The organism is Corallococcus sp. AB045, from assembly GCF_003668895.1.
Classification (GTDB): Bacteria; Myxococcota; Myxococcia; order Myxococcales; family Myxococcaceae; genus Corallococcus; species Corallococcus coralloides.
This window is the reverse complement of the sequence record NZ_RAWN01000082.1, coordinates 1-20,741: the sequence shown is the minus strand read 5'-3', so window position 1 is coordinate 20,741 and position 20,741 is coordinate 1. Positions and strand designations below refer to the sequence as shown.

Genomic DNA, 20,741 nt, shown 5'->3' with positions numbered 1-20,741 from the left:
TCCGTGGGTCCTACTGTCGGAACAGCCGCATCCGGGGGCCGCCGCCCATCTCCAGGAAGAAGCCGAACTGGAAGCGCACCGTCGCGTCCTGGCTCAACAGGCCGGACGGCGGGTTGGGGAAGGGCTGCGCGCGCTTGAAGGACGCCACGGCCTCCATGTCCAGGAAGTCCAGGCCGCTGCTCTTCTCCACCTGGATGTCCTTCACCGCGCCGCGCTCGTCCAGGGTGATGGTGAGCAGCGTCTGGCGGTCGCGCCCGGAGTAGATGTTCCCCGTCGGGTCGCGCATGCGCAGCTGCTCGTTGGGGTTCCAGTGCATGCCCACGCTCTGCTTCACGCGGTTGAAGAAGCTGGCGTACTTCCACTCGCGCGTGTTGAGGAAGGTGCCGTCGCCCTCCTCCTGGTCCTGGAGCATGTCGTTGGGCGCCGCGCCCACGACCTTGTCCATGGCCGCCTGTGACGGCATCAGCGTGGCCAGGCCCGGGGAACCCACGCGGCCCGCGGAGCCCTCCTGCTCGCTGTCCTCGCCCTCGCCGGGCTGGATGCGCAGGCGCTTCGCGTTGCCTTGCGTGGCGTCGCTCTCCGACTGGTTCTTCACCGCCATGCCCGGGCCGCGCTCGCGCGGATCCGTCTTCATGGCGATCTCCTCCTTGCGGCGCGTCTCCGGCATCTCGAAGACGGGCTTCTTGCCGCCCTGGGACGGGGCCCGGTCGTCCGCGCCCTGGCCGTTGTTGCCGGACACGCGCGGGGGCTGCACCTGGTCCTGCGCCGCGCCCTCCTGCTTCTGGGGCGCGGTCCGCTGGGGCATGGCGTTGCGGTAGAAGGCCGTCTGGTCGCGCGCGCGCGTCTCCTTCTCCACCGTGTTGTTGTGCTCGGCCAGGTACTTCGCGTCCGGGGACTTCTGATCATTCCCCGGCGCCACGTCCACCACCTGGCCCTGGGGCTTCGTCTCGTCCGGTTTCTTCTCTTCCTTCGGCTCGCGCTTCTCCGTGGGGCGGGGCTTCGTCTGCTGCGGGGTCACCGCCCCCCGGTTCTTCGCCCACTGGTCCGACGTGAGCGGCCTCACCGCCACGGACGTGGGCCGCGCGGGGCGCTTCTCGTGCGGGAGGTTCGCCTGCACGGCCGACACCAGGAGCACGAAGCCCACGAAGGCGGCCTGGGCCAGGAGCGCCAGGATGCCCGCCACCAGGTAGCGCAAGGGCCCACGCTGCTTGCGCGCGCGCCGCTGACGCCAGTCTGTCGAGGAACCCGTGCCCACGGCCTGATGATAAACCTCCGGACCGCTTCTACAGTCCCGAACGTGCGGCCCGTAACAGCCGGGACATGGAAGAGATTCGCAAGCGCGTGCGTTGGTGCGCTCGAAATGTCCGCTTCATCTCAGTAGATGGGGGCCACCTCCGCCCCGTTGAAGTAGAAGCGCAGGATCTCCGGATAGCGCTGCCCGGCCTCCGCCCGGCCGATGGCGCCTGTCTGACACATGCCCACGCCGTGGCCCCAGCCGCCGCCCCGGAACAGCCATCCGGTGAGCCGGCCCTCGGCGTCCCGCTCGGCCTCCACGGTGGCCATGCTGCTGTTGAGCATCCCGAAGAGCCGCCGGATGTTCAGCTCCCCGCGCACCTGGGTGGCCCCCTTCGTGCCCGACACGGTGAGCAGCCGGGCGCGCCCGGACACCCCGCGCTCGGACAGGGCGAGCCCCTGGATGGCGCCCACGCCCAGCTTCTCCGTGAGCGCGTCCACCTGGCCTTGCGTGAAGCGCTTCTCCCACCGGAACTTCGTGGGCTGCGCGAAGCTGGACAGCTTGCACGCGGCGGGCACGTCCGCCGTCGCCAGCCACGCCTTCAGGTTGGACGGGCCGGGCACGTCCGGCGCGGGCTCCAGCAGATCCGGCCGGCCGCGCAGGCTGGGGTCCGGCGGGCCGCCCCACACCACGTCGTTGTCCTCGGTGTGGCCGCCGCACACGGCGCTGTAGACGGAGTCCACCAGCCGGCCATCCTGGCTGAAGAGGGCCTGGCCCCGGGTGGCCTCCACCGCGGCGGTGGTGCTGGCCGCCTCGCCGGTGCGGCCCCGGTACACCGCGCAGTGCTGCTCCGAGCAGAGGAGGTACGGATCCGCCAGGTGCTTGATGCCCACCTTCGCCAGCACCTCGCCGCGCGCGGTGACGGCCTGGGCCTTGAGCGCCTCCGGGTGCGCGCGCGCGAAGATTTCGGACGGCACCAGTCCCTTGAGCAGGTCCTCCAGGCCCACCACGTTCACCACAGCGAGCTTGCCGCTTCGGTCCACCGCGAACTGGAGCGCGCCCCGGAAGCTGCGGTCCTCGAAGGCGTGGAAGTCGTAGCCCACGCCGTACTCCACCTGCCGCACGTCGAAGCCGGTGCCGTCCGGCGTCTCCGCGTCCAGCCGGTCCTGCGCCAGGCCCACCACGGCGTCGTTCTCGTCCTTCAGCTCCAGGATGGCGCGGGAAGGCTTGCGGACCTCCTCGAAGAGCGTGGTGCGCAGGCCATGGCGGCGCAGCAGCTCCGCCTGTTGTTTCGCCGCGGCCTCGGGTGTCAGCGCCTCCTCGAGCAGGAGGAGGTAGCGCCGGTTGTCGATGACCTTCCCCGCGATGCCGTACACGGAGCCCAGCGTGTGCGTGCGCACCGCGAGCCCGCGCGCGCGCCACGTCTCCTGCGCCTCCGCGAGCCCCGCCTTGTCCGCGAAGCGGAACTCGCCCAACTGCACCCGCGCGCTCCACTGGGCCGGTTCGCCCTGCGTCACCCGCACCGTCCAGCGCGAGCCCGCGGGCGCGTCCAGCACCTTGTCTCCCGGTCCGCCGAAGCGCAGCCGCATCCGCGCGCGCGGCGAGAACGTCACGACCTCGCGTCCTTCCATCAGCTTGATGGGGAGGCGCGGCTCGCCGTTGCGGAAGTCCAGGCGCTTCAGGTCCTGCGGCCCGGGCAGGCCCGACGTGAGCGGATCCTCCAGGCCACTCGGGGCGGGGGGCGTCACGCCCGCGTCGGCGGGCTTCGTGGGGACGGAGACCTCCGGCTCGCCCAGGCCCCGGGTGGCTGGGGCAGGTGAGGGCGCCGGCGTGGCGCAGGAGGCGAACAGCAGGGCGGTCAGGAGCAGGACGGCTTTGGACACGGCGGCGGCACCGTAGCCGCCATGGGGCCGAGCGTCACGGTTCTCCCTCCCGCTGCGGCGCGTCTCGGCCTGGATGACCGGCAGTGAATAGAGCGCCCAACGCCGCGCGTTGCCCCTGCTCATGCGAATTCTTGAAGGCAACGGCTTGAAGACGCGACAGACCCTGCTGGCCTCCCTGGCTGCCTGCACCCTGGCCCTTGGGCTGACCGCTTGTGGCGGCGGTGGTGGTTCAGGCGGAGGCACCGGCGGTTCGTCGGGCGCCGGCCCCCAGGCCCCCGCGACGAACACGGGCACCCCCACCCAGGCCGAGAAGACGCCCACCGCTCCGGGCAAGGCACCCCCCATCGGCATGCAGCCGGTGGCGAACACGCCCTCCGCGCAGATGCCGGAGCACGCGGACCACGCGCCCATCGCGGAGCCCGGTCCCCAGCCCGCCGTCAGCGCGCAGGCGATGCAGGAGGCCCCCGCCACCACGCCCGCCCATGAGTGGGTGGTGTCACCCAACGGCGATGACGGCGCCCAGGGCACGGAGGCCGCGCCGCTGCGCACCATCGCCATGGCGGTAAGCAAGGCCGGCCCCGGCGACCGCATCCGCGTGCTCGCGGGCACCTACTCCGAGCGCGTGGTGCTGGGCGACAACACCCAGGCCGGCACGCCCGAAGCGAAGATCACCCTCCAGGGCGAGGGCCGTCCCAAGCTCACCCCGGGCAGCGGCTCCGGCCCGGCGGTGCAGGTGCGCCGCGCGAACTGGGTCATCGACGGGTTCGACATCGACGTGGAGGGGCAGCCCATCTTCGGCGTCACCTTCGAGGGCGACGTGCAGGGCTCGATGCTGGCCAACTCGGAGCTGCACAACGGCACCGGCGGCGCGGGCGTCACCCTGTTCAACAACGCCAGGGGCGCCACCATCGAGAACAACAACATCCACGGCTTCGTGCGCACCACCGGCAACAAGGACTCGCATGGCATCGTGATGCAGCCCGCGTCCTACGACGTGACGGTGCGCAACAACGACATCCACGACAACTCGGGTGACTCCGTGCAGTGCCTGGGGCCCGAGGGCTTCAGCGACCTGCCGCCCGCCACGGGCCTGCTGGTGGAGAACAACCACTTCTTCAACAACCGGGAGAACGCCGTGGACATCAAGACGTGCCACGACGTCATCATCCGCAACAACAGGATGCACAAGTTCCTGCCGTCGGAGACGGCGAAGGGTGATGCGCTCGTCATCCACTACTCCGCCAACAACGTGCTGGTGGAGGACAATGAGCTGTATGACGCCGCCAAGGGCATCTCCGTCGGCGGTAACCACGAGGGCCCCGTGCCCCAGGCCGTCGTCGTGCGCCGCAACCGCGTGCACGACATCACCGACGCGGGCGGCGGCGAAGGCACCGCCATCCGCCTGGAGAACTCCAAGGGCACCGTGGTGGTGAACAACACCATCACCCGCGCCAAGGCCGGCATCATCCTGGGCCATGGCACGGGAGGCCCCACGGAGTCGCTGCGCGTGGCGAACAACATCGTGGACGCGCCCGTCAGCGTGGACGTGGGCGGCCAGGCCCCCGGCCTCCAGATGAGCAACAACCTCTATCCCACTGGCGCGCAGTTCAAGACCAACGGTCAGCCCCAGGCCCTGGACGCCTTCAAGGCCGCCACGAAGGACACCACCTCCAACGGCGGTGACGTGACGGTGTCGGACACCTTCGCCCCGTCTCCGGCCGCCCAGGACAAGGGCCTGGACGAGGGCCAGCCCTTCTGCGGCGCGGCCCCGGACATCGGCGCGGTGGAGCTGGGCTGCTAGGCCCCATCCGGGAGAGCACCCCCCGGAAAAGCAGAAGGCCCGACGCGGAGACTTCCGCATCGGGCCTTTTGTCTATGAGGCGCCACCCGGATTCGAACCGGGGAATGAAGGTTTTGCAGACCTTTGCCTTACCACTTGGCTATGGCGCCGCAGCGATTGGGGCCGGGGTTATACGCAGCCCGGTAGGAGCCGGTCAAGGAAGCAACACCATCCAGCCCTGCTTCTCGTCCCGCTACCATACGGCGCGGGGTGTCAGGCCCTGACAAGCGAGGGAGCACACGATGTTGCACGGCCAAGGCGTCTTCCAGGAAGAGCACGAAGCCTTCCGCCGCACCGTCCGGGCGGTGGTGGACAAGGAGCTGCGCCCGTTCGCGGCGGACTGGGAGTCCCGGGAGGAGTTCCCCCGGGAGCTCTTCACCCGCTTCGGCGAGCTGGGCTTCCTGGGCCTGAAGTACCCGGAGGCCTACGGGGGCACGGCGGCCGGGGAGCTGTACGAGGCGGTGCTCCTGGAGGAGCTGGGCCGCTGCGGCTCCGGCGGCGTGGCCGCGGGGCTGGCAGGGCAGTTCACCATCGCCACCGGCCCCGTGCACCTGTTCGGCACGGAGGCCCAGAAGCAGCGCTGGCTGGCCCCCGCCATCCGGGGGGAGAAGCTTGGCGCTCTGGGCATCACCGAACCGGACGCAGGCTCGGACGTGGCGGGGCTTCGCACCACCGCCCGCCGAGACGGCGACCACTACGTCGTCAACGGCTCCAAGACGTACATCACCAACGGGGTGCGGGCGGACTTCGTGGTGCTGGCGGTGAAGACCGACCCGTCGCGCGGCCACAAGGGCCTGTCCATGCTGGTGGTGGAGCGAGGCACGCCGGGCTTCAGCGTGGGGCGCAAGCTCCAGAAGGTGGGCTGGCGCGCGTCCGACACGGCGGAGCTCTTCTTCGAGGACTGCCGCGTGCCCGCGGAGAACCTGCTGGGCGTGGAGAATCAGGGCTTCTCGCAGATCATGGGCAACTTCCAGTGGGAGCGCCTGTCGCTCGCGCTGGGCGCGGTGGGCGCCATGGACGACATGCTGGAGACGGTGCTCGAGCACGTGAAGCAGCGCCGCGCCTTCGGGCAGACGCTGGCCGGCTTCCAGGTGGTGCGCCACAAGCTGGCGGACCTGCACACCGCCCGCGAATGCGCGCGGCAGCTCACCTACCACGCGCTGCGCCTGCACGTGGCCGGCGAGTACGCCGTCGCGCAGACCTCCATGGCCAAGAAGGTCGCCACGGAGACGTGCTGCCGCGTGGCCGACGAGTGCCTCCAGCTCCACGGCGGCGCGGGCTACATGATGGAGTACGACATCCAGCGTCACTGGCGCGACGCGCGGCTGGGGCCCATCGGCGGCGGCACCAGTGAGGTGATGAACGAAATCATCGCCAAGCAACTGGGCCTCTAAAGCCCCGGCGGCCTCCGGGAGGCAGGCGGGCGGACAGGCGGGAAGAGGGGAAAAAGCCCTCTGGTTCATGTTCGATGGAGCCCGTCGCCTCGGGGAGGTCCCGGTGGAGCCCAGCATCATCTGTGATGAGCTGTTCATGCGTCTGGGGGACGAGGATGTGCTCGTCCTGGATTGCCGCGACGCGATGGACTGGGAGCGGTTCGAGGTCCACATCCCCGGCGCGCTGCGCATGACGGCTTCGGAGATCGCGCGGGACCTGGCGATGCTGCCGGACGACGAGCTCATCGTCCTATGCGGCACCACCCAGGACTGCGCGGACATCCGGCGCATCTGCCGCGTGTTGCGTCTGAGGGGGCGAAATGCCGTGTGCCTCGCCGGCGGGCTCCACGCCTGGGTGACGCGCGGCTACCCCACGGAACGCCACGCGCGCGCCCCCTCCCACGCCCACCGTTGAGCGGCGGATGCAGTGCGTCGTGAAACGGTGTAAGGAGCGCCCTGCCGCTCCCACCGGAGATTCCCCACGATGGCCAAGCTTCGCGCCGTACTCATTGGCGCCACCGGACTCGCGGGCCAGCAGTTCATCGCTGCCCTGAAGGACCACCCGTTCATCGCGCTGACCGGGCTCGCCGCTTCGCCCCGCTCCGCTGGAAAAACGTACGCGGACGCCCTGCGCGCCTCCAACGGCATGCTGGCCTGGTTCGTCCCGGAGCCGCTCCCGGAGTCCATCGCCCGCATGACCGTGGTCAGCGGCGACGCCGTCCAGGCGAAGGACTACGACATCGCCTTCTCCGCCGTGGAGGCGGACGTCGCCCGTGAAATCGAGCCGCGCCTGGCCCGGGACATCCCGGTGTTCTCCGCCGCGAGCGCCTTCCGCTACGACGCGGACGTGCCCCTGCTCATCCCCCCCGTGAACGCCGCCCACGCCCCGCTCATCAACGAGCAGCGCCGGCAGCGCGGGTGGAAGGGCTTCATCGTCCCCATCCCCAACTGCACCACCACCGGCCTTGCGGTGACGCTGGCCCCCCTGGCCGAGCGCTTCGGCGTGAAGGCCGTGCTGATGACCAGCCTCCAGGCCATGTCCGGCGCCGGACGTTCGCCCGGCGTCATCGGCCTGGACATCCTCGACAACGTCGTGCCCTACATCCCCAAGGAGGAGCACAAGGTCGAGGTGGAGACGAAGAAGATCCTCGGGGCGCTCAACCCCGCGGGCGCGGTGCTCACCCCACACGACGTGCGTGTCTCCTGCACCTGCACCCGCGTCGCCGTCCTGGAAGGCCACACCGAGTCCGTCTTCGTGTCGCTCGGGAAGAAGGCCACCGTGGCGGAGGTCGCCCAGGCGATGCGCGAATGGCAGGGCGCCCAGGTGGCGAAGGACCTGCCGTCCGCTCCTCCCCGGTGGATTGAAGTGCTGGACGACCCGTTCCGCCCCCAGCCCCGCATGGACCGGGACACCCACGGCGGCATGGCCACCACGGTGGGCCGCATCCGTGAGGACGGTGTGCTGGAGAACGGCTTCAAGTACGTGCTCGTCTCCCACAACACGAAGATGGGAGCCGCAAAGGGCGCCATCCTCGTCGCCGAGCTCCTTCGGGCGCAGGGCTTGCTGGGCTGACCGGGGAAACAGGCCGGGCTGGTACCTAAATTCAGGGTGCCAACCCTGGCCGCAACCATCTACTGTGCGCGGCCACGGACGCGCGGAATTCCGCACAGAGGAGACATCCACATGGCCTACGTCGTCGCCGAGCCTTGCATCAAGTGCAAGTACACCGACTGTGTCGAGGTGTGCCCGGTCAACTGCTTCTACGAGGGCGCGAACTTCCTCGTGATCCACCCGGACGAGTGCATCGACTGTGGCGCTTGCGAGCCCGTCTGCCCGACCAAGGCGATCTTCCCCGAGACCGAGCTGCCCTCGGAGTGGTCGGAGTACAAGAAGCTCAACACCGACTTCGCCTCCAAGTGGCCCAACATCGCGGAGAAGAAGGCCGCCCTGCCCGAGGCCGAGGAGTACAAGGACAAGAAGGGCAAGCGCGCGGAGCTGAACCCCGCCGGCGGGAAGTAACCGCGGGCCGAGTCGCCCGAGCGCGCCCGTCGTGATGCAGGCCCTCGCGCCCCCTGGCGTGAGGGCCTTCGTCGTTCCTGGAGTCTGGCGCGGAAGGGGCATCATCGTCGGACGTTCACCCCGCCTGGAGGACGCTGAGCCGCAGCCCCCGGGCCTCCAGCGCATCGCGCAGCCGCGCCACGTCCTCGGTGGGAACAGGCCCATGGCGGCCCTGGATGCGCAGCGCCACCTCCCGGGGCCCCGTGCGCTCCACCTCCACGGTGGCCTCCAGCGCGCCGCGCAGGCTGAGGCCCAGCGCCGGCCGCTGGGACTTCACGAAGACCTCGATCTTCTCGATGAGCGCCAGGGTGGACTCGACCTGCGCGGCGGGAGGGCCGGCCGGTGCGGCACCCTCCGTGGCTCCGCTCGCCGCGCGAGCACCTTCGGGCGTGGAGACGCGCGACAGGCCTTCCGAGGAACGGTCGTCCCGCGTGGGCGAGGGGAGGGGAGATGGCGTCGGACGGGGCTCCGCGCGGAAGGAGCGCTCCACCTCGCGGGCCAGCAGCTCCGTCGCACGGTGGGAGGCCTGCGTCCCGCCTTCCGCGAGCGCCTCCTGACGCACCGACCCCAGCCGCTGCGTCTCCACGTGCATGCCCTGCCGGGCCTGGCGGAGCGTCTCCGGGCTTCCCAGCGCGCTGCGCGTCGTCGAGAGGACGGCCCCCGCCGCACGGACGCCGGGAAGCGCCGGAGTGGCCCGCGTCGCCGGCCCCGGCCCCTGTCCACCGGCACGGAGCAGGCCGGGCTTCGCAAGGGTCCCTGGAGCCACTGGCTCGCGGCGGGCCCCGGGACGGGGTGGGGTGTCGCGCCGTCCGGAGGTCCGCTGGAGGACCTGATTGAACGCGTCCTTCTCCGGGGGGACCTTCTCGTTTCCGGAAGGGGCGTCCTGACCTTCGACCTTCATGGCATGCCTCGCGCGCAAGGGATGCGCGGGCATGAGCAGCGGCCGTGCCAGTCAGGCGGGCGCGCTCCCGGGAGGGGGGCGCGGAAGGAGGCGGCACACGGCAGGGTGCCGCCTCCGGGATGGGCGTGCGGAACGCGGGACGGCGCGCTTCAGCGCTTGCCGCCGAAGCCGCCCGGCTGCACGGGCGCGGTGCCCGTCAGGTCGTTGAACGCGAGCGCACAGGACGCCACGGCGTTGGGATCCGCGAGCGCGGGGTTCTGGGCCCAGTCGCGGTCCTGGAAGAGGTACGCGTCGCGCACCTCCAGCTCCTTGAGCTGCTTGCGGTACTCCCAGAAGCGGCCGCGCAGGAGCACGCGCGCACCCTTCGGCAGCTGCGTCAGCGGCGTGTACTGGTCGTCCTTCAGCCGCGCCGTGATGTTGATGGAGGGCCGCACCTTGGGCTTGCCGTAGGTGAGCCCGGACAGCAGGCCGTCATTGCCTGGATCCGGCAGGTAGAAGACGAGCCGGGCCACCAGCGCGGGAGGCTCCGGCGGAGGGCCCTTCTTGCTCTTCTTCTTGGGCTTCTCCAGCTTCGCGTCGATGAACTCCAGCCCCGCGAAGGCCACCTCCTTGTCGAGGTAGTCGTCGCGGAACTTCGCGTCCGCCACGCTGGCCGCGGTGGTGTTGGCCTTGAGGACCTCAAGGTCGTAGCGCTCCATCATCGCGGGCAGCGTGAAGAAGAAGCTGTCCACGGGCTTCACGCCATCCGCGATGAAGCGCAGCTTGCTCAGGTCCAGCGGCGGGTAGTACGGCGCGAGCGCCACCGCCGTCTGCATCCACTCCGGCGGCAGCCGCTTGTCGATGAGCACCCGGCGCATCATCGACACCAGGTACATGTTGGCCGGGAAGCGCGGCGTGGACAGCTGCGTGCCCAGCGCCTGGATCAGCACGGGGTCCAGGTAGAAGTTCTCGTCGCGCTTGTGCAGGTACGGCGCGGACTCACCCACGATGGTGAGCAGCGCGCCCACGAGCTGCGCGCAGTTCGCGTCACTCGTTCCCTGCACCAGGGCCTGATTGACGCGGGAGCGGAGGAACCGCTTGTCCATGTCCGCTTCGCGGAACACGGGCGGCTCTCCCGTTCCAAAAAAGAACTCCTTCTGGGCGAGCGCGGGCGTCGACAGCAGGCCCACGGACAGGGCGAAGAGGGCACGGGTACGCATCGCCCTGAACCCTACCATGCCCTCCCGGGATGATCCTCCTCCGGTCCGCCTGCCCATGCGCGGAGTGGAACCCGCCGGAGCTCCCGACGTGAGAGGGCAATCGCAACCAGATGACCCGATGCGGCGGGGCTTTCGCGACAAGCCCTTTCGCGGGCAGGGGGCAGGGGACGGGCCGACCGCGCGGGGGGCATGCCGGGTCGGCAGGCGGTGTTTTTTTCCGCCTGTTGGCGGCGCGGGCTTTTGTGTACCTTGCCCGGAGCCATGCCGACGCCTCCCGAGACCTCCCCGGCACCCGTCACCGTCGCCCACATCAAGGACGAGGCGGAGCTCATGCAGGCCCTCGCCATCCGCGAGGTGGTGTTCATCGAGGAGCAGCACGTGCCCGAGGGCATCGAGCGCGACGCCGAGGACGCCCACGCCTACCACGTCATCGCCTACCAGGGTGGCCACGCCATCGGCACTGGCCGGCTGGTGAAGCTGCCGGAGCCGCCCGCGGGGCAGCCCGGGACGTGGGGCCAGATTGGCCGCATGGCGGTGCTCCAGGCGCACCGCAAGGCCCGCGTGGGTTCGCTGCTCCTCACGTCGCTGGAGGAGGAGGCGCGCCGCCGCAACGTGAACGGCATCATGCTGCACGCCCAGCTCTACGCGCTCGACTTCTACAAGAAGCACGGCTACCAGCCCGTCGGCGCCGTCTTCGACGAGGCCGGCATCGACCACCTGGAGATGCACAAGCGGCTGTAGTCCCGCGCCGCTCGATTCAGCGTCTCGGAGGACGGGGCGCGGGCGGCTCCGCGTGTCGCGGATCCTCGGGCCATGAGTGCCGGGGGTACTTGCGGCACAGCTCCTTGCGGATCGCCGGGTAGTGACGCTCCCAGAAGCCCGCCAGGTCGGTCGTCACCTGCACGGCGCGCATGTTGGGGGCCAGCAGGTGCAGCACCAGCGGCACGCGGCCCGCGCCCACGCTGGGCCCCTGCGCCATCCCGAAGAAGTCCTGCAGCCGTGACTCCACCCAGGGCGGTTTGTTGGGCTCGTAGTGCACCTTCACGCCGCGCCCGCCGGGCAGGGTGACGCGTTCGGGGGCGTGGTTCGCCAGCAGCCGCTGCTGCTCGGAGGTGAGGCGCGCGTAGAGCGCATCCAGCAGCGACACGCCCTCCAGGTCGGAGAAGCTGCGCGCGCCCACGCACAGGGACGCCAGCGCGTCGCGCATGAAGTCCGCGTCCACGGAGGGGAAGCCCGCCTCGGGGAACGCCTTGCCCAGGAGCTCCACGCGGGTGCGCCACTGCTCCAGCGCCTCGGGTTCAGCGAAGCGCTCCGGGCCCGCGGCCAGCGCCGCCGCGGCCAGCACTCGCGCGGCCTCCTCGGACGGGGGCGCGGGCGTGCGCGTCTCCTCCAGCACGAGGTTTCCGTAGGCCAGCCGGGTGAGGCGCTCCACGCGGCGCGAGTCCGCGTTCCACTGGAGGGTGTCCACCTCCTCCAGCGCCTCCGGGTAGAGGTCCAGCAGCCACTCGGCCTCCACGGTGCTGGCGAGCCGCACGACGGCGCCGCGGCCGGGGCGCTCCTCCGCGTCCACGGCGACCATCAGCTCCGCATCCTGGACGACACTGGACTCGGACAGGCTGGTGGTGCCGCCGCCGAACATGAGCAGCTCCGGGGAGCGGGGCCGCCGCCTGCGGGCCACGCGGTCCGGGTATCCCGCGAGCACGCTGAGCATCAGGGCCTGCTCCACGTCCTCGGGTCGGCTGGGGCGACCGCCTTGTTCGCGGACCGTGCGGCGCAGCTGTTTCTGCACGCGCTCCACGGACTGCACCGCGCCCGCGTCCAGCGACAGCGACTGCATGCGGCCGGAGGCGAAGCCCGAACGGCCGGCCTCGCGGAAGCGCTCCAGGAGCTCCAGCAGGTCGGAAGGCCCGCTGACGAGCGCGGACGCACGGCCCCCGCCGCCCAGGTTGGCGCGGGCTTCACGGCGGATGTCGCGTTCGCCCATGAGGGCCGCGAGCACGGCGGCATCACCGCCCACGCCCCGGCGCTCGCCCTCGACGATGACGCGCGCCTGGCGCGGGTGGACGGGGAAGCGCAAGAGCCGCTGGCCCACGTCCGTGACCTGGCCCTTCGTATCCACGGCGCCCAGCCGGCGCAGCAGCGTCTCCGCGGCCTCCAGGGCAGGGGCGGGAGGTGGCTCGAAGAACGGGAACGCCGTCAGGTCCTTCACGCCCGACGCGCGCAGCGAGAGCACCGTTTCGGCCAGGTCGGTGCGGCGGATCTCCGGGGCCTCCTGATCAGGCCGGCCGTCGAAGTCGTGCTGGGTGTAGAGGCGCACGCAGTGCCCGGCGCGCGTGCGGCCCGCGCGGCCGGCGCGCTGGACGGCGGAGGCCCGGCTCACCTTGCCCAGCTTGAGCTGCGGCAGACCGGACCAGGGCGAGTGGGACGCCACGCGAGCAAGCCCGCTGTCGATGACGACCGCGACGCCGTCGATGGTGACGGACGTCTCCGCGACGTTGGTGGACAGGATGATCTTCCGGCGCGAGCTGCGGCGCACGGCGCGGTCCTGCTCCGCGGGAGAGAGGTCGCCATGGAGCGGGAGCACGTCGGCGTCGTGTCGCTCGGCGAACTCCGCGCAGGTGTCGCGCGCGCGGCGGATCTCCCCGGCCCCGGGAAGGAATACGAGCACGTCGCCGTCGACGCCCTGGGTGAACAGGCGCTTGAGCGCGGAGAGCACCTGTTGATCCAGGTGCCGCTCATCCGGGGCGGCAAGGTATTCGACGCTGACGTCGAAGCGGCGGCCCTCGGAGCGCAGGGAAGGGGCGCCGCCCAGGTACGCGCGGACGGGTTCGGCCTCCAGGGTCGCGGACATCACCACGAGCTTGAGGTCGGGGCGGGACGTCTCCTGCAGCCGCCGCAGGAGCGCGAGCGAGATGTCCGCGGACAGATGCCGCTCATGGAACTCATCGAGCACGACGATGCCCACGTCGCGCAGGGTGGGGTCGGTGAGCAGGCGGCGTCCGAGCACGCCTTCGGTGACGAAGGACATGCGCGTCTTGGGACCGCGGACGTCCTCGAAGCGGACCTGGTAGCCGACGGTCTCGCCCACACGCTCGCCAATCTCCTCGGACACGCGCTGTGCGGCGAGCCGGGTGGGCAGCCGTCGGGGCTGGAGGACGACGATCTCCTTGCCCGCGCCCAGCCCTGCCTCGAGCAGCGCGCGGGGAACACGGGTCGTCTTGCCCGCGCCAGGCGGCGCCTCCAGCACGAGCGACCGCGAACTCCGGAGCGTGGAGACGATGTCGGGCAGGAGGGGATCGATGGGAAGGGCGACGTCCGCCATGTCCGGGTTCCTCTTCACGGCGGGGGCCTCACCGCGCGTCGGGTCTCAAGGCGTACCAGCCTCGGACGGGTCGGTCTTCTTGCGTCGCTTGGGGCGCACGGCCTCCGGAGCACCGGAAGCCGGAGCATCCGAAGGAGCGTCGGCCTGCGCGGTCTCGGCGGCCGGTGCGGCGTTCTTCGGAGGCCGGCCCCGCCGTGCGGGACGCGCCGCGACGGGAGCCTCCGGGGCGACGGGGCCGGAAGCAGCGGTGGCCTCCTCGGATCCACCGTCCGAAGCCTGGGCCTCGGAGCCGTCAGCCTCCGCCACGGTCTCCTCCATCGGAGCCTGGGCCTCCGCCTCGTCGGGAGCCGCCTCCAGCGAGTCGTCCCCGGAAGCCTCCTCGGACCCCTCGAACGCCTCCTCCTGGCCGGCGTCGCCCTCCTCACCGAAGAGGTCCGAAGCACCGTCCTCGGCGGAGAGCGCGAGCGACTTGCCCGCGCGCTTCCGGGGCTTGAGGGTGAGGCCCGCGGCCTCGAAGACCCCGGGGACGGGAACGAGCGCGGCCTCGGCGAGCAGCCGCCCCTGCCGCAGTGCCACGTCCAGGCGCCGTCCCAGCGACACCAGCGCCTCGCGCAGGACCGCCTCCTGATCCGGGGGCAGGGGAGTGGGGGAGAGGCTCGCGATCCACGCGGCGAACGTCGCGGCGACCTGATCCACGACGGGGCGGACCATGCCGAAGTCGTCGCGGGAGAAGATGCGGGTGACGTAGGCGCTCTTGAGCCGCCGCTCGTACGACGTGGCGTACTCGTTGACCAGCTCCACGGGCGCCCGGCGCAGCTGCGGGAACTTGAGGTGGGGGAAGAGCGCCTCGATGACGGGGGCGCGGCTGCTGGCGGTGAAGGTGATGCCGGCGTGCAGCTTCTCCAGCGCATCCACCCAGCGGCCCTGCTGATCGAACGAGAACTCCTCGCGGGCCTCGTCGAGCTCCGGCAGGTCCTTCACCTGCTCCAGCAGGCCGCCCGCGGGCTCACGGGCCTCGCGCAGGCGCTCCAGCGCGGAGGCCAGCCACTGCTTCTCGGCCTCCAGCCCCGGCCTGCCGACGACCATCTCTTCCGCCGTGGCGAGTCGGGCCTCGAAGGCCTCGGCGAAGCGGATCAGCTCATAGGATTCGAGCGTGGACGACATGCGTGGACGACTCCTCGGAGGGGCGGCGGAGATACCACACCTTCACCGTCCGACGAGCAGGGCCTCCATGGCTCCGGGGGCGGCGAAATCCATGAAGGCCCACTCGGCGCCGGCGTCGCGCAGCGCCTGGGGCGTGAAGTTGCCCGTGCCCACGCCAATCGTCTCCGCGCCAATGCCCTTGGCGGCCGCGACGTCCTTCGGCGTATCGCCGATGATCACCACCCGGCACGCCTCCAGGGGGTGACCCAGCTGCGCCGCTCCGGCCTGGGCGCCGTGCCGGATGAGCGACATGCGGTCCTCGAAGTCGCAGCCAAAACCGCCGAAGGCGAACTGGTCGTGGATGTTCACGCGGTCCAGCTTCACCTTGGCGCCCGCGCGCACGTTGCCGGTGCCCAGGCCCACCGCGAAGCCCTGCCGCGAGCGAGCCTCCATCACGGCCTCACGCATGCCCGGGTGCAGCCGGTACTCGCGCGCATCGACCTTGGGAACCTCCAGTCCCAGGTGGGCGACGTACGCGTCAATGACCGCGCTGATGGTGTCCTCGGTATCGGGCTGGCCGATGATGCCCAGGCCCTTGCGGACGATGGCCCGGTCCGTCATGCCGGACATGCTGAAGCCGTCGCACGCGTCGCGCCGCCGGTGGAGCTGCTCGAAGGCCAGGCCCATGGCTCGGCGGCCGGCACCGCCGGTGGTGACGAGGGTGCCATCGATATCGAAAAGGAGGACGGTGGGGCGCATGGCCTCCCATCTAACGGAAGGTACCGCCCGACGCGAGCCCCGAGCAGGCCACCAGGGCGGCCGCCCCCGCCATGCCCGGCGCCCGGCTTAGGGCTCCGCGAGCGTGAGGCCCTGCTGGAGCGCTTCACGCACCTGGGGAACGTCCTCCAGGGGGAGCCGCTCCTCCAGCACCTCGCGCACCCGCTGACCGCCCAGCCGGCCAAGCGCCTGGGCGACGGCCTCGCGCAACCGCAGGTCTCGGTCCTCCAGCCGGGCCTGCAGCGTCTTCACTGCCTCGAACCCCAGCCGCTGGCCCAGCGCGGCCGCGGCTTGTGAGCGGACGTCCGAAGGCCGGTGCGGATCCTCCAGCATCGCCTGGAGTGTCTGTCCCGCCTCGGGCGACTCCACGCGAGCCAGCGCCGTCACGGCCCGCATCCGCTGCGCATCCGGGACGCTCGTGTCCTCCGCCAGCGCCGCGAGCACGGGCACGACCTCTGGCCCGAACCTGCGCCACGTCGCCTCCGGCGCCACGGTCGGTTGTGAGAGCAATCCCAAAGCCTCCGTGCGCAGCGGCCCGGGAGCGGTGGCGGACACGGAAGCCGCGGTCGGGGCCTTCGTATGGACGGGAGCCGCTTCGGACACGGGCCCCACGCCCGCGAGCACGACGAGACCGGCCAGCGCCACCCATCGCGAGGAGGCGGAACGGGACAGGACCGGCGAGTGACGAACACCGCGGGGGCGGGACGGCTGGCTCGGCATGCGGGGCTCCCGGAGGGGAAGGGGAGCCCTGTTATACGACGGCTGCCGGTCCGGACTCGATAACGCTAAGGTCGGCCCACCATGGCCGGACGCGTCTTCTTCTTTCTCCAGCACGCCACGTACGAGCCCGCCTATCAGGCGGCCTCCATGGGCATCACCGCCGCCGCGATGGGCGACGACGTCTACTTCGTCTTCGCCTTCGAGGCCCTGCGCCAGCTGGTCCGCGGTGGCTTCGGCCTGGCGCACAGCGAGCGGGAGCGCACCGAGGCGGCCCGGGCCGAAGGGCTCAACGTCCCCACACCGGCCCGCATGCTGGAGGAGGCGCGCGCCCTGGGGGCGAAGCTCGTGGCCTGCGACACCACGGTGCGCATCTGTGGCCTGTCGCCACAGGAACTGCACGGCACCCTGGATGATGTCATGGGCCTGGCCTCCATCTGGAGGCTGACCGACGGCGCGCGCGTCCTCACGCTCTGAACGGACACCCGAGCCGGTCCCACCCTCCGGAAGGAGGCGGATGTCCGACAGGGGAACCAGACCCGCCCTAGCGGATCGCCTGTCGTTGCAACTTGGCAGCATTACCTGAATGGAACCTGCCTGCCGCGCGTCGCTGTAGCCTCGGTGGGCGTCCACGCGTTACGCTGGGGCATTCGCAGTTCGTTGTTCCCCCCTGGAAGGAAATCCTCAAAGCCTATGCGCGCCACGTCGACCCCCCTGAGCGCACTGCTGGCCGGCATCCTCGGTGTTGCCGTGATGGCCGGCTGCCAGACCTATGACTTCGAGCCGGTGGATCCGCTCGCGATTGCCCAGACGACGAAGGAGACGGTGATCGCCGCTCGCAAGAGCAAGCCGGACGTGATGCTCCTCGTGGACATCTCCGCCTCGATGACGAAGCCGGTCAACAAGGACCTGGTCGTCAACGGCACGCGCGTGTGTGACCTCCGAGACGACGACGGCACGCCCTTCATGTGTGAGGACAAGTATCCCTGCGATACTTCGAAGTGCCCCACGCGCTGGTCGGAACTCCAGGGCGCCATGGGCCCGTTCCTCGCGGAGAGCGGCAAGCTGGTCCGCTTCGGTCTGACGACCTACCCGGCGCCTCCCCCTTCGACGGGAACCGTAACCCCGACTCAGCTCTGCGCGCCTGCCGCCAGCCTCGAGGATGGGAGCGTCCGCGCCTTGATCCCGAAGGACCTGGATTCGGACGCGGATCTCCAAGGCTACGCGAATGAGGTCAACGCCGAGCTGCAGGCCATCCCCAACGGCGGCGTGGGCCGGCCCCAGGGTGGTACGCCGACGAGCGCGAGCCTGCAGTTCGCCAGTACGCTCCTGACGCCCAACTCCGAGGATCGCGACCAGATCATCATCCTGCTGACCGACGGTCTGCCCAACTGCAACGACAAGAACGAATACGATGGCACCAGCGTTGAGTGCCGCTGCACGCTCGAAACGCTGTCGCAGTGCACGGACAGTTTCAGCCCGTACTTCAAGCGCGGCTGCCTCGACAAGAACGCCTCCGTGACTGCGGTGTCGGCACTGAAGGCGAGCAAGATCTCCACCATCGTCATCGGCTTCGGCGCGGAGACGTCGGTGGGTGACGGCCCCAGCGTCCTCAACGAGATGGCCCGCGCGGGCGGCTTCGCGCGCACGTGCAAGGCCAGCATCGACTGCGGCACGGGTGACACCTGCGACGTCAGCACCGGCTTCTGCGGCCGCTCCTTCTACCAGGCGGGCAGCCGCGAAGAGCTGGCGGCCGCGCTGAAGTCGATCAGCGAGGCGATCCAGCCGGGCGAGCCGTGCTTCACGCCGCTCGAGCAGAGCCAGCTGCCCTCCGATGAGAAGCTCATCGTCGTCTACATCGACGGCGAGCGCACGCTCGCGGGCCCCGACACCTGGTCGCTGGAGAATGGTGGCGTGCGGTTCACGGGCAGCGCCTGCGCCAAGCTCGAAGCGTCGCGTCCGGAAGCCCCCGTCAGCGTCGAAGTGCGCGCCATCCGCCAGCTCTAGGCGGCAGGCAGGCGGAGGCGGCTTTACGCGGGCGGAGGCGGGGATTATAGGGTCCTCGCCGGGCCGGTCGCCTCCGCCATGAAAATCACTGTCCTCTCGCGCTCCGCTTCCATCTCGTCCACGCGGCGGATCGTCGAAGCAGGCCGCGCGAGAGGACACCGGGTCCGCGTGCTCAACCCGCTCCGGGTGCAGATGCATCTGGACGGGGGCAGCCAGGCGACCCTGTTCTACGACCGCAAGAAGCTCACGCCCACCGACGTCGTCATCCCGCGCATCGCCCTGTCCATCAGCACCTACGGGCTCGCGGTGGTGAACCAGTTCGGCCTGGCGCGCGTACCCCTGGTGAACCACGCCCAGGCCATCGCGCAGTCGCGCAACAAGATGCGCGCGCTCCAGCTCCTGTCCGCAAACGGCATCGACATCCCCGCCACGGTGATGGCCCGGGACGCGGCCCACCTCAAGGAGATGGTCGGCCTGGTGGGCGGGGTGCCCGTGCTGGTGAAGCTCCTCCAGGGCCAGGAGAAGCACGGCGTGATGGTCTGCGAGAGCCTCCAGTCACTGGAGGCCGCGCTCGAGGCGGTGCTCGGTCTGGGGCACAACCTCGTCATGCAGGAGTACGTGCGGAGCACCGGCCAGGACGTGCGCGTGCTCGTGGTGGGCGGTGAGGCCATCGCCGGAGTGCTGCGCAAGCCGCGCCCCGGGCGCCTCTCGCACACGCTGAACCGGGGCGCCCGTCTGGAAGCCCTGCCGCTGTCCCCCGGTCATCGCGCCATGGCGGAGAAGGTCGCCCGGCTCGTGGGCCTGGAGGTGGCCGCGGTGGACATCCTGGACGTCCAGGGGCACCCCAAGGTCTTCGAAGTGAACAGCTCGCCCGCGCTCCTGGAGATGGAGGCCGCGACGGGCCTGGACCTGGCCACGCCCATCATCCAGCGGGCGGAGGCCCTCGTCGCCGGCGCCGCCCCCGTCTGGACCGCCGCCCTGGAGACGCCCCAGGCCCTGCCCCCGCCGCCGCCGGGGCGCAAGGGCGCCATGAAGGTGAACGCGCCGCGGAGTTAGAAGAGAAAGCGCTCCCCGCGCGTCCGAAGCCCCGGTATACGAACGCCGCCTTCCTGGAGACACCCATGCCCAGCACCCGCCGCCTCCCGACCCTGGCCCCCCTGCTGCTGACGCTCGTCGGAGCGCCGGTGCTGGCCCAGGACGTGGACCCCGCCACCCTCTACGAGGTCACCACCGAGGGGACGTCGACGCAGGTGAAGGCCGGAGGGCAGGGCACGTTCGTGCTCGCCATCAAGTCGAAGCCCGGCGCCCACGTCTCCGACGAGGCCCCGCTGAAGCTGGAGCTGACGGGCAAGCAGCTGACGCCCGCCCAGAAGACGCTGACCCGTGAACAGTCGGTGGCGAAGAAGGCGGACGGTCAGCAGTTCGTGGATCCGCGCTTCGAGGTCCCCTTCACCGCGGTGTCCGCCGGCAAGGGCACGCTGGACGCGACGCTGACCTTCTTCATCTGCACGGAGAAGATCTGCGCCCGTCAGAAGAAGACCTTCTCGCTGCCCGTGGAGGTCCAGTAGCCCCCATGCGCGAGCGCTCCCCCAAGCCTTCCAGTGGTGACCGCGGCGGCCACGAAGCCCCGCGCTACGTCCATGGCGTCAACCCCGTGCTGGAGGCCCTGCGGGCCCACCCCGACGCGGTGGAGCGCCTCTTCATCGTCGACGGGCAGGTCGGCGCCAAGGCAGCGGGCGAGCTGCTCAGCCGCGCCCGTGATGCGGGCGTCCGGGTGGAGAAGGTCGGCCGGGAGCGGCTGACCTCCATGGCCGAGGGCGGCGTGCACCAGGGCGTCGTCGCCGAGCTGCGCGGCTTCCAGTACGTCGAACTGGAGGACGTGCTGGACGCGGCGAAGGCCAAGAAGCAGCCCGCGCTCGTCGTCGTGCTCGACGGCATCCAGGATCCGCACAACCTGGGCGCCATCATCCGCTCGGCCCACGCGCTCGGGGCCCACGGCGTCGTCCTGGCCAAGGACCGGGCCGTTCAGGTGACGGGCACGGTGGCCAAGGCCTCCGCAGGCGCCGTCGAGTACTGCCCCATCGCGCGCGTCACCAACATCTCCCGCGCCTTGGAGCAGCTGAAGGAAGCGGGCCTCTGGGTCGCGGCCGCGGACGTGGAGGGCGCCGAGCCTCTGTGGAGCGCCCGTCTGGACGGGCCCCTGGCGTTGGTGGTGGGGGCCGAGGG

At 70.9% G+C, this 20,741-nt stretch carries 19 protein-coding genes and 1 tRNA gene; 11 read left to right on the top strand and 9 right to left on the bottom strand.

Going from position 1 to position 20,741, the window contains the following annotated elements; translation table 11 throughout:
• Positions 1-10: 10 nt before the first annotated feature.
• Entirely contained in the window at positions 11-1,255 is a 1,245-nt protein-coding gene (locus D7Y21_RS20515; protein ID WP_120566037.1) for an energy transducer TonB, read from the bottom strand.
• A 119-nt stretch (positions 1,256-1,374) separates the two neighbouring features.
• Entirely contained in the window at positions 1,375-3,240 is a 1,866-nt protein-coding gene (locus tag D7Y21_RS20510) for a SpoIID/LytB domain-containing protein (RefSeq protein ID WP_233612214.1), read from the bottom strand.
• Between D7Y21_RS20510 and D7Y21_RS20505 the strand changes: the two genes are divergently transcribed.
• Entirely contained in the window at positions 3,239-4,918 is a 1,680-nt protein-coding gene (locus tag D7Y21_RS20505; RefSeq protein WP_121715216.1) for a nitrous oxide reductase family maturation protein NosD, read from the top strand. The genes D7Y21_RS20510 and D7Y21_RS20505 overlap by 2 nt on opposite strands.
• 77 nt (positions 4,919-4,995) lie before the next feature.
• On the opposite strand, the gene D7Y21_RS20500 is transcribed toward D7Y21_RS20505, so the two are convergent.
• Positions 4,996-5,067: transfer RNA gene (locus tag D7Y21_RS20500), tRNA-Cys, on the bottom strand.
• 132 nt (positions 5,068-5,199) lie between these two features.
• Here D7Y21_RS20500 and D7Y21_RS20495 point away from each other — a divergent pair.
• From D7Y21_RS20495 to fdxA, 4 genes are all read left to right on the top strand, one after another.
• The gene (locus tag D7Y21_RS20495; RefSeq protein WP_120566038.1) at positions 5,200-6,351 is read left to right on the top strand and encodes an acyl-CoA dehydrogenase family protein; all 1,152 of its coding nucleotides are present in this window, start codon (positions 5,200-5,202) and stop codon (positions 6,349-6,351) included.
• 103 nt (positions 6,352-6,454) lie between these two features.
• Positions 6,455-6,805 (top strand): rhodanese-like domain-containing protein, encoded by a 351-nt coding sequence (locus D7Y21_RS20490; protein WP_199724563.1) that lies wholly within the window; start codon positions 6,455-6,457, stop codon positions 6,803-6,805.
• A gap of 69 nt (positions 6,806-6,874) precedes the next feature.
• Positions 6,875-7,963 carry an aspartate-semialdehyde dehydrogenase gene (gene asd / locus D7Y21_RS20485; protein ID WP_121715200.1) on the top strand — a complete coding sequence of 363 codons (1,089 nt, stop codon included), beginning with the start codon at positions 6,875-6,877 and terminating at the stop codon, positions 7,961-7,963.
• A gap of 111 nt (positions 7,964-8,074) precedes the next feature.
• Entirely contained in the window at positions 8,075-8,410 is a 336-nt protein-coding gene (gene fdxA, locus D7Y21_RS20480) for a ferredoxin FdxA (RefSeq protein WP_120566041.1), read from the top strand.
• Positions 8,411-8,525: 115 nt separating this feature from the next.
• Here the strand turns inward: fdxA and D7Y21_RS20475 are convergent, their stop codons facing one another.
• On the bottom strand, positions 8,526-9,350 hold the full coding sequence (locus D7Y21_RS20475) for a hypothetical protein (RefSeq protein WP_121715198.1): 825 nt from the start codon (positions 9,348-9,350) through the stop codon (positions 8,526-8,528).
• Between the two features lie 149 nt (positions 9,351-9,499).
• Positions 9,500-10,549, bottom strand: coding sequence for a hypothetical protein (locus D7Y21_RS20470; RefSeq protein WP_120566043.1), 1,050 nt, complete (start codon positions 10,547-10,549; stop codon positions 9,500-9,502).
• A gap of 261 nt (positions 10,550-10,810) precedes the next feature.
• On the opposite strand from D7Y21_RS20470, the gene D7Y21_RS20465 reads away from it, so the two are divergent.
• Positions 10,811-11,290, top strand: coding sequence for a GNAT family N-acetyltransferase (locus D7Y21_RS20465; protein ID WP_120566044.1), 480 nt, complete (start codon positions 10,811-10,813; stop codon positions 11,288-11,290).
• A gap of 16 nt (positions 11,291-11,306) precedes the next feature.
• Here the strand turns inward: D7Y21_RS20465 and hrpB are convergent, their stop codons facing one another.
• The 4 genes from hrpB to D7Y21_RS20445 all read right to left on the bottom strand — a co-directional run bounded on the left by hrpB (position 11,307) and on the right by D7Y21_RS20445 (position 16,436).
• Positions 11,307-13,871, bottom strand: coding sequence for an ATP-dependent helicase HrpB (hrpB, locus tag D7Y21_RS20460; protein WP_120566045.1), 2,565 nt, complete (start codon positions 13,869-13,871; stop codon positions 11,307-11,309).
• Positions 13,872-13,916: 45 nt separating this feature from the next.
• Positions 13,917-15,035, bottom strand: a complete 1,119-nt coding sequence (locus D7Y21_RS20455) for a hypothetical protein (RefSeq protein ID WP_121715196.1) — start codon at positions 15,033-15,035, stop codon at positions 13,917-13,919.
• A 42-nt stretch (positions 15,036-15,077) separates the two neighbouring features.
• The gene (locus D7Y21_RS20450) at positions 15,078-15,773 is read right to left on the bottom strand and encodes an HAD family hydrolase (protein ID WP_121715194.1); all 696 of its coding nucleotides are present in this window, start codon (positions 15,771-15,773) and stop codon (positions 15,078-15,080) included.
• 87 nt (positions 15,774-15,860) lie between these two features.
• Positions 15,861-16,436: a HEAT repeat domain-containing protein gene (locus tag D7Y21_RS20445; protein ID WP_233612213.1), complete on the bottom strand. Its 576-nt coding sequence runs from the start codon at positions 16,434-16,436 to the stop codon at positions 15,861-15,863.
• Between the two features lie 156 nt (positions 16,437-16,592).
• Between D7Y21_RS20445 and D7Y21_RS20440 the strand changes: the two genes are divergently transcribed.
• The 5 genes from D7Y21_RS20440 to rlmB all read left to right on the top strand — a co-directional run.
• Positions 16,593-16,985 (top strand): DsrE family protein, encoded by a 393-nt coding sequence (locus D7Y21_RS20440; RefSeq protein WP_120566049.1) that lies wholly within the window; start codon positions 16,593-16,595, stop codon positions 16,983-16,985.
• Positions 16,986-17,201: 216 nt separating this feature from the next.
• On the top strand, positions 17,202-18,515 hold the full coding sequence (gene cglB / locus D7Y21_RS20435; protein WP_121715190.1) for an adventurous gliding motility lipoprotein CglB: 1,314 nt from the start codon (positions 17,202-17,204) through the stop codon (positions 18,513-18,515).
• A 78-nt stretch (positions 18,516-18,593) separates the two neighbouring features.
• Positions 18,594-19,571: a RimK family alpha-L-glutamate ligase gene (locus D7Y21_RS20430; RefSeq protein ID WP_121715188.1), complete on the top strand. Its 978-nt coding sequence runs from the start codon at positions 18,594-18,596 to the stop codon at positions 19,569-19,571.
• Positions 19,572-19,636: 65 nt separating this feature from the next.
• Positions 19,637-20,083, top strand: a complete 447-nt coding sequence (locus tag D7Y21_RS20425) for a hypothetical protein (RefSeq protein WP_014397775.1) — start codon at positions 19,637-19,639, stop codon at positions 20,081-20,083.
• Between the two features lie 5 nt (positions 20,084-20,088).
• The coding region (gene rlmB / locus D7Y21_RS20420) for a 23S rRNA (guanosine(2251)-2'-O)-methyltransferase RlmB (protein WP_121715186.1) at positions 20,089-20,741 on the top strand (653 nt) is incomplete at its 3' end.

Excerpts from the sequence above, each read along its gene's own strand:
- D7Y21_RS20505 (WP_121715216.1), top strand. The coding sequence starts at position 3,239 with ATGCGAATTCTTGAAGGCAACGGCTTGAAGACGCGACAGACCCTGCTG.
- D7Y21_RS20510 (WP_233612214.1), bottom strand. The coding sequence starts at position 3,240 with ATGAGCAGGGGCAACGCGCGGCGTTGGGCGCTCTATTCACTGCCGGTC.
- D7Y21_RS20495 (WP_120566038.1), top strand. The coding sequence starts at position 5,200 with ATGTTGCACGGCCAAGGCGTCTTCCAGGAAGAGCACGAAGCCTTCCGC.
- asd (WP_121715200.1), top strand. The coding sequence starts at position 6,875 with ATGGCCAAGCTTCGCGCCGTACTCATTGGCGCCACCGGACTCGCGGGC.
- fdxA (WP_120566041.1), top strand. The coding sequence starts at position 8,075 with ATGGCCTACGTCGTCGCCGAGCCTTGCATCAAGTGCAAGTACACCGAC.
- D7Y21_RS20475 (WP_121715198.1), bottom strand. The coding sequence starts at position 9,350 with ATGAAGGTCGAAGGTCAGGACGCCCCTTCCGGAAACGAGAAGGTCCCC.
- D7Y21_RS20470 (WP_120566043.1), bottom strand. The coding sequence starts at position 10,549 with ATGCGTACCCGTGCCCTCTTCGCCCTGTCCGTGGGCCTGCTGTCGACG.
- D7Y21_RS20465 (WP_120566044.1), top strand. The coding sequence starts at position 10,811 with ATGCCGACGCCTCCCGAGACCTCCCCGGCACCCGTCACCGTCGCCCAC.
- hrpB (WP_120566045.1), bottom strand. The coding sequence starts at position 13,871 with ATGGCGGACGTCGCCCTTCCCATCGATCCCCTCCTGCCCGACATCGTC.
- D7Y21_RS20455 (WP_121715196.1), bottom strand. The coding sequence starts at position 15,035 with ATGTCGTCCACGCTCGAATCCTATGAGCTGATCCGCTTCGCCGAGGCC.
- D7Y21_RS20450 (WP_121715194.1), bottom strand. The coding sequence starts at position 15,773 with ATGCGCCCCACCGTCCTCCTTTTCGATATCGATGGCACCCTCGTCACC.
- D7Y21_RS20440 (WP_120566049.1), top strand. The coding sequence starts at position 16,593 with ATGGCCGGACGCGTCTTCTTCTTTCTCCAGCACGCCACGTACGAGCCC.
- cglB (WP_121715190.1), top strand. The coding sequence starts at position 17,202 with ATGCGCGCCACGTCGACCCCCCTGAGCGCACTGCTGGCCGGCATCCTC.
- D7Y21_RS20430 (WP_121715188.1), top strand. The coding sequence starts at position 18,594 with ATGAAAATCACTGTCCTCTCGCGCTCCGCTTCCATCTCGTCCACGCGG.
- D7Y21_RS20425 (WP_014397775.1), top strand. The coding sequence starts at position 19,637 with ATGCCCAGCACCCGCCGCCTCCCGACCCTGGCCCCCCTGCTGCTGACG.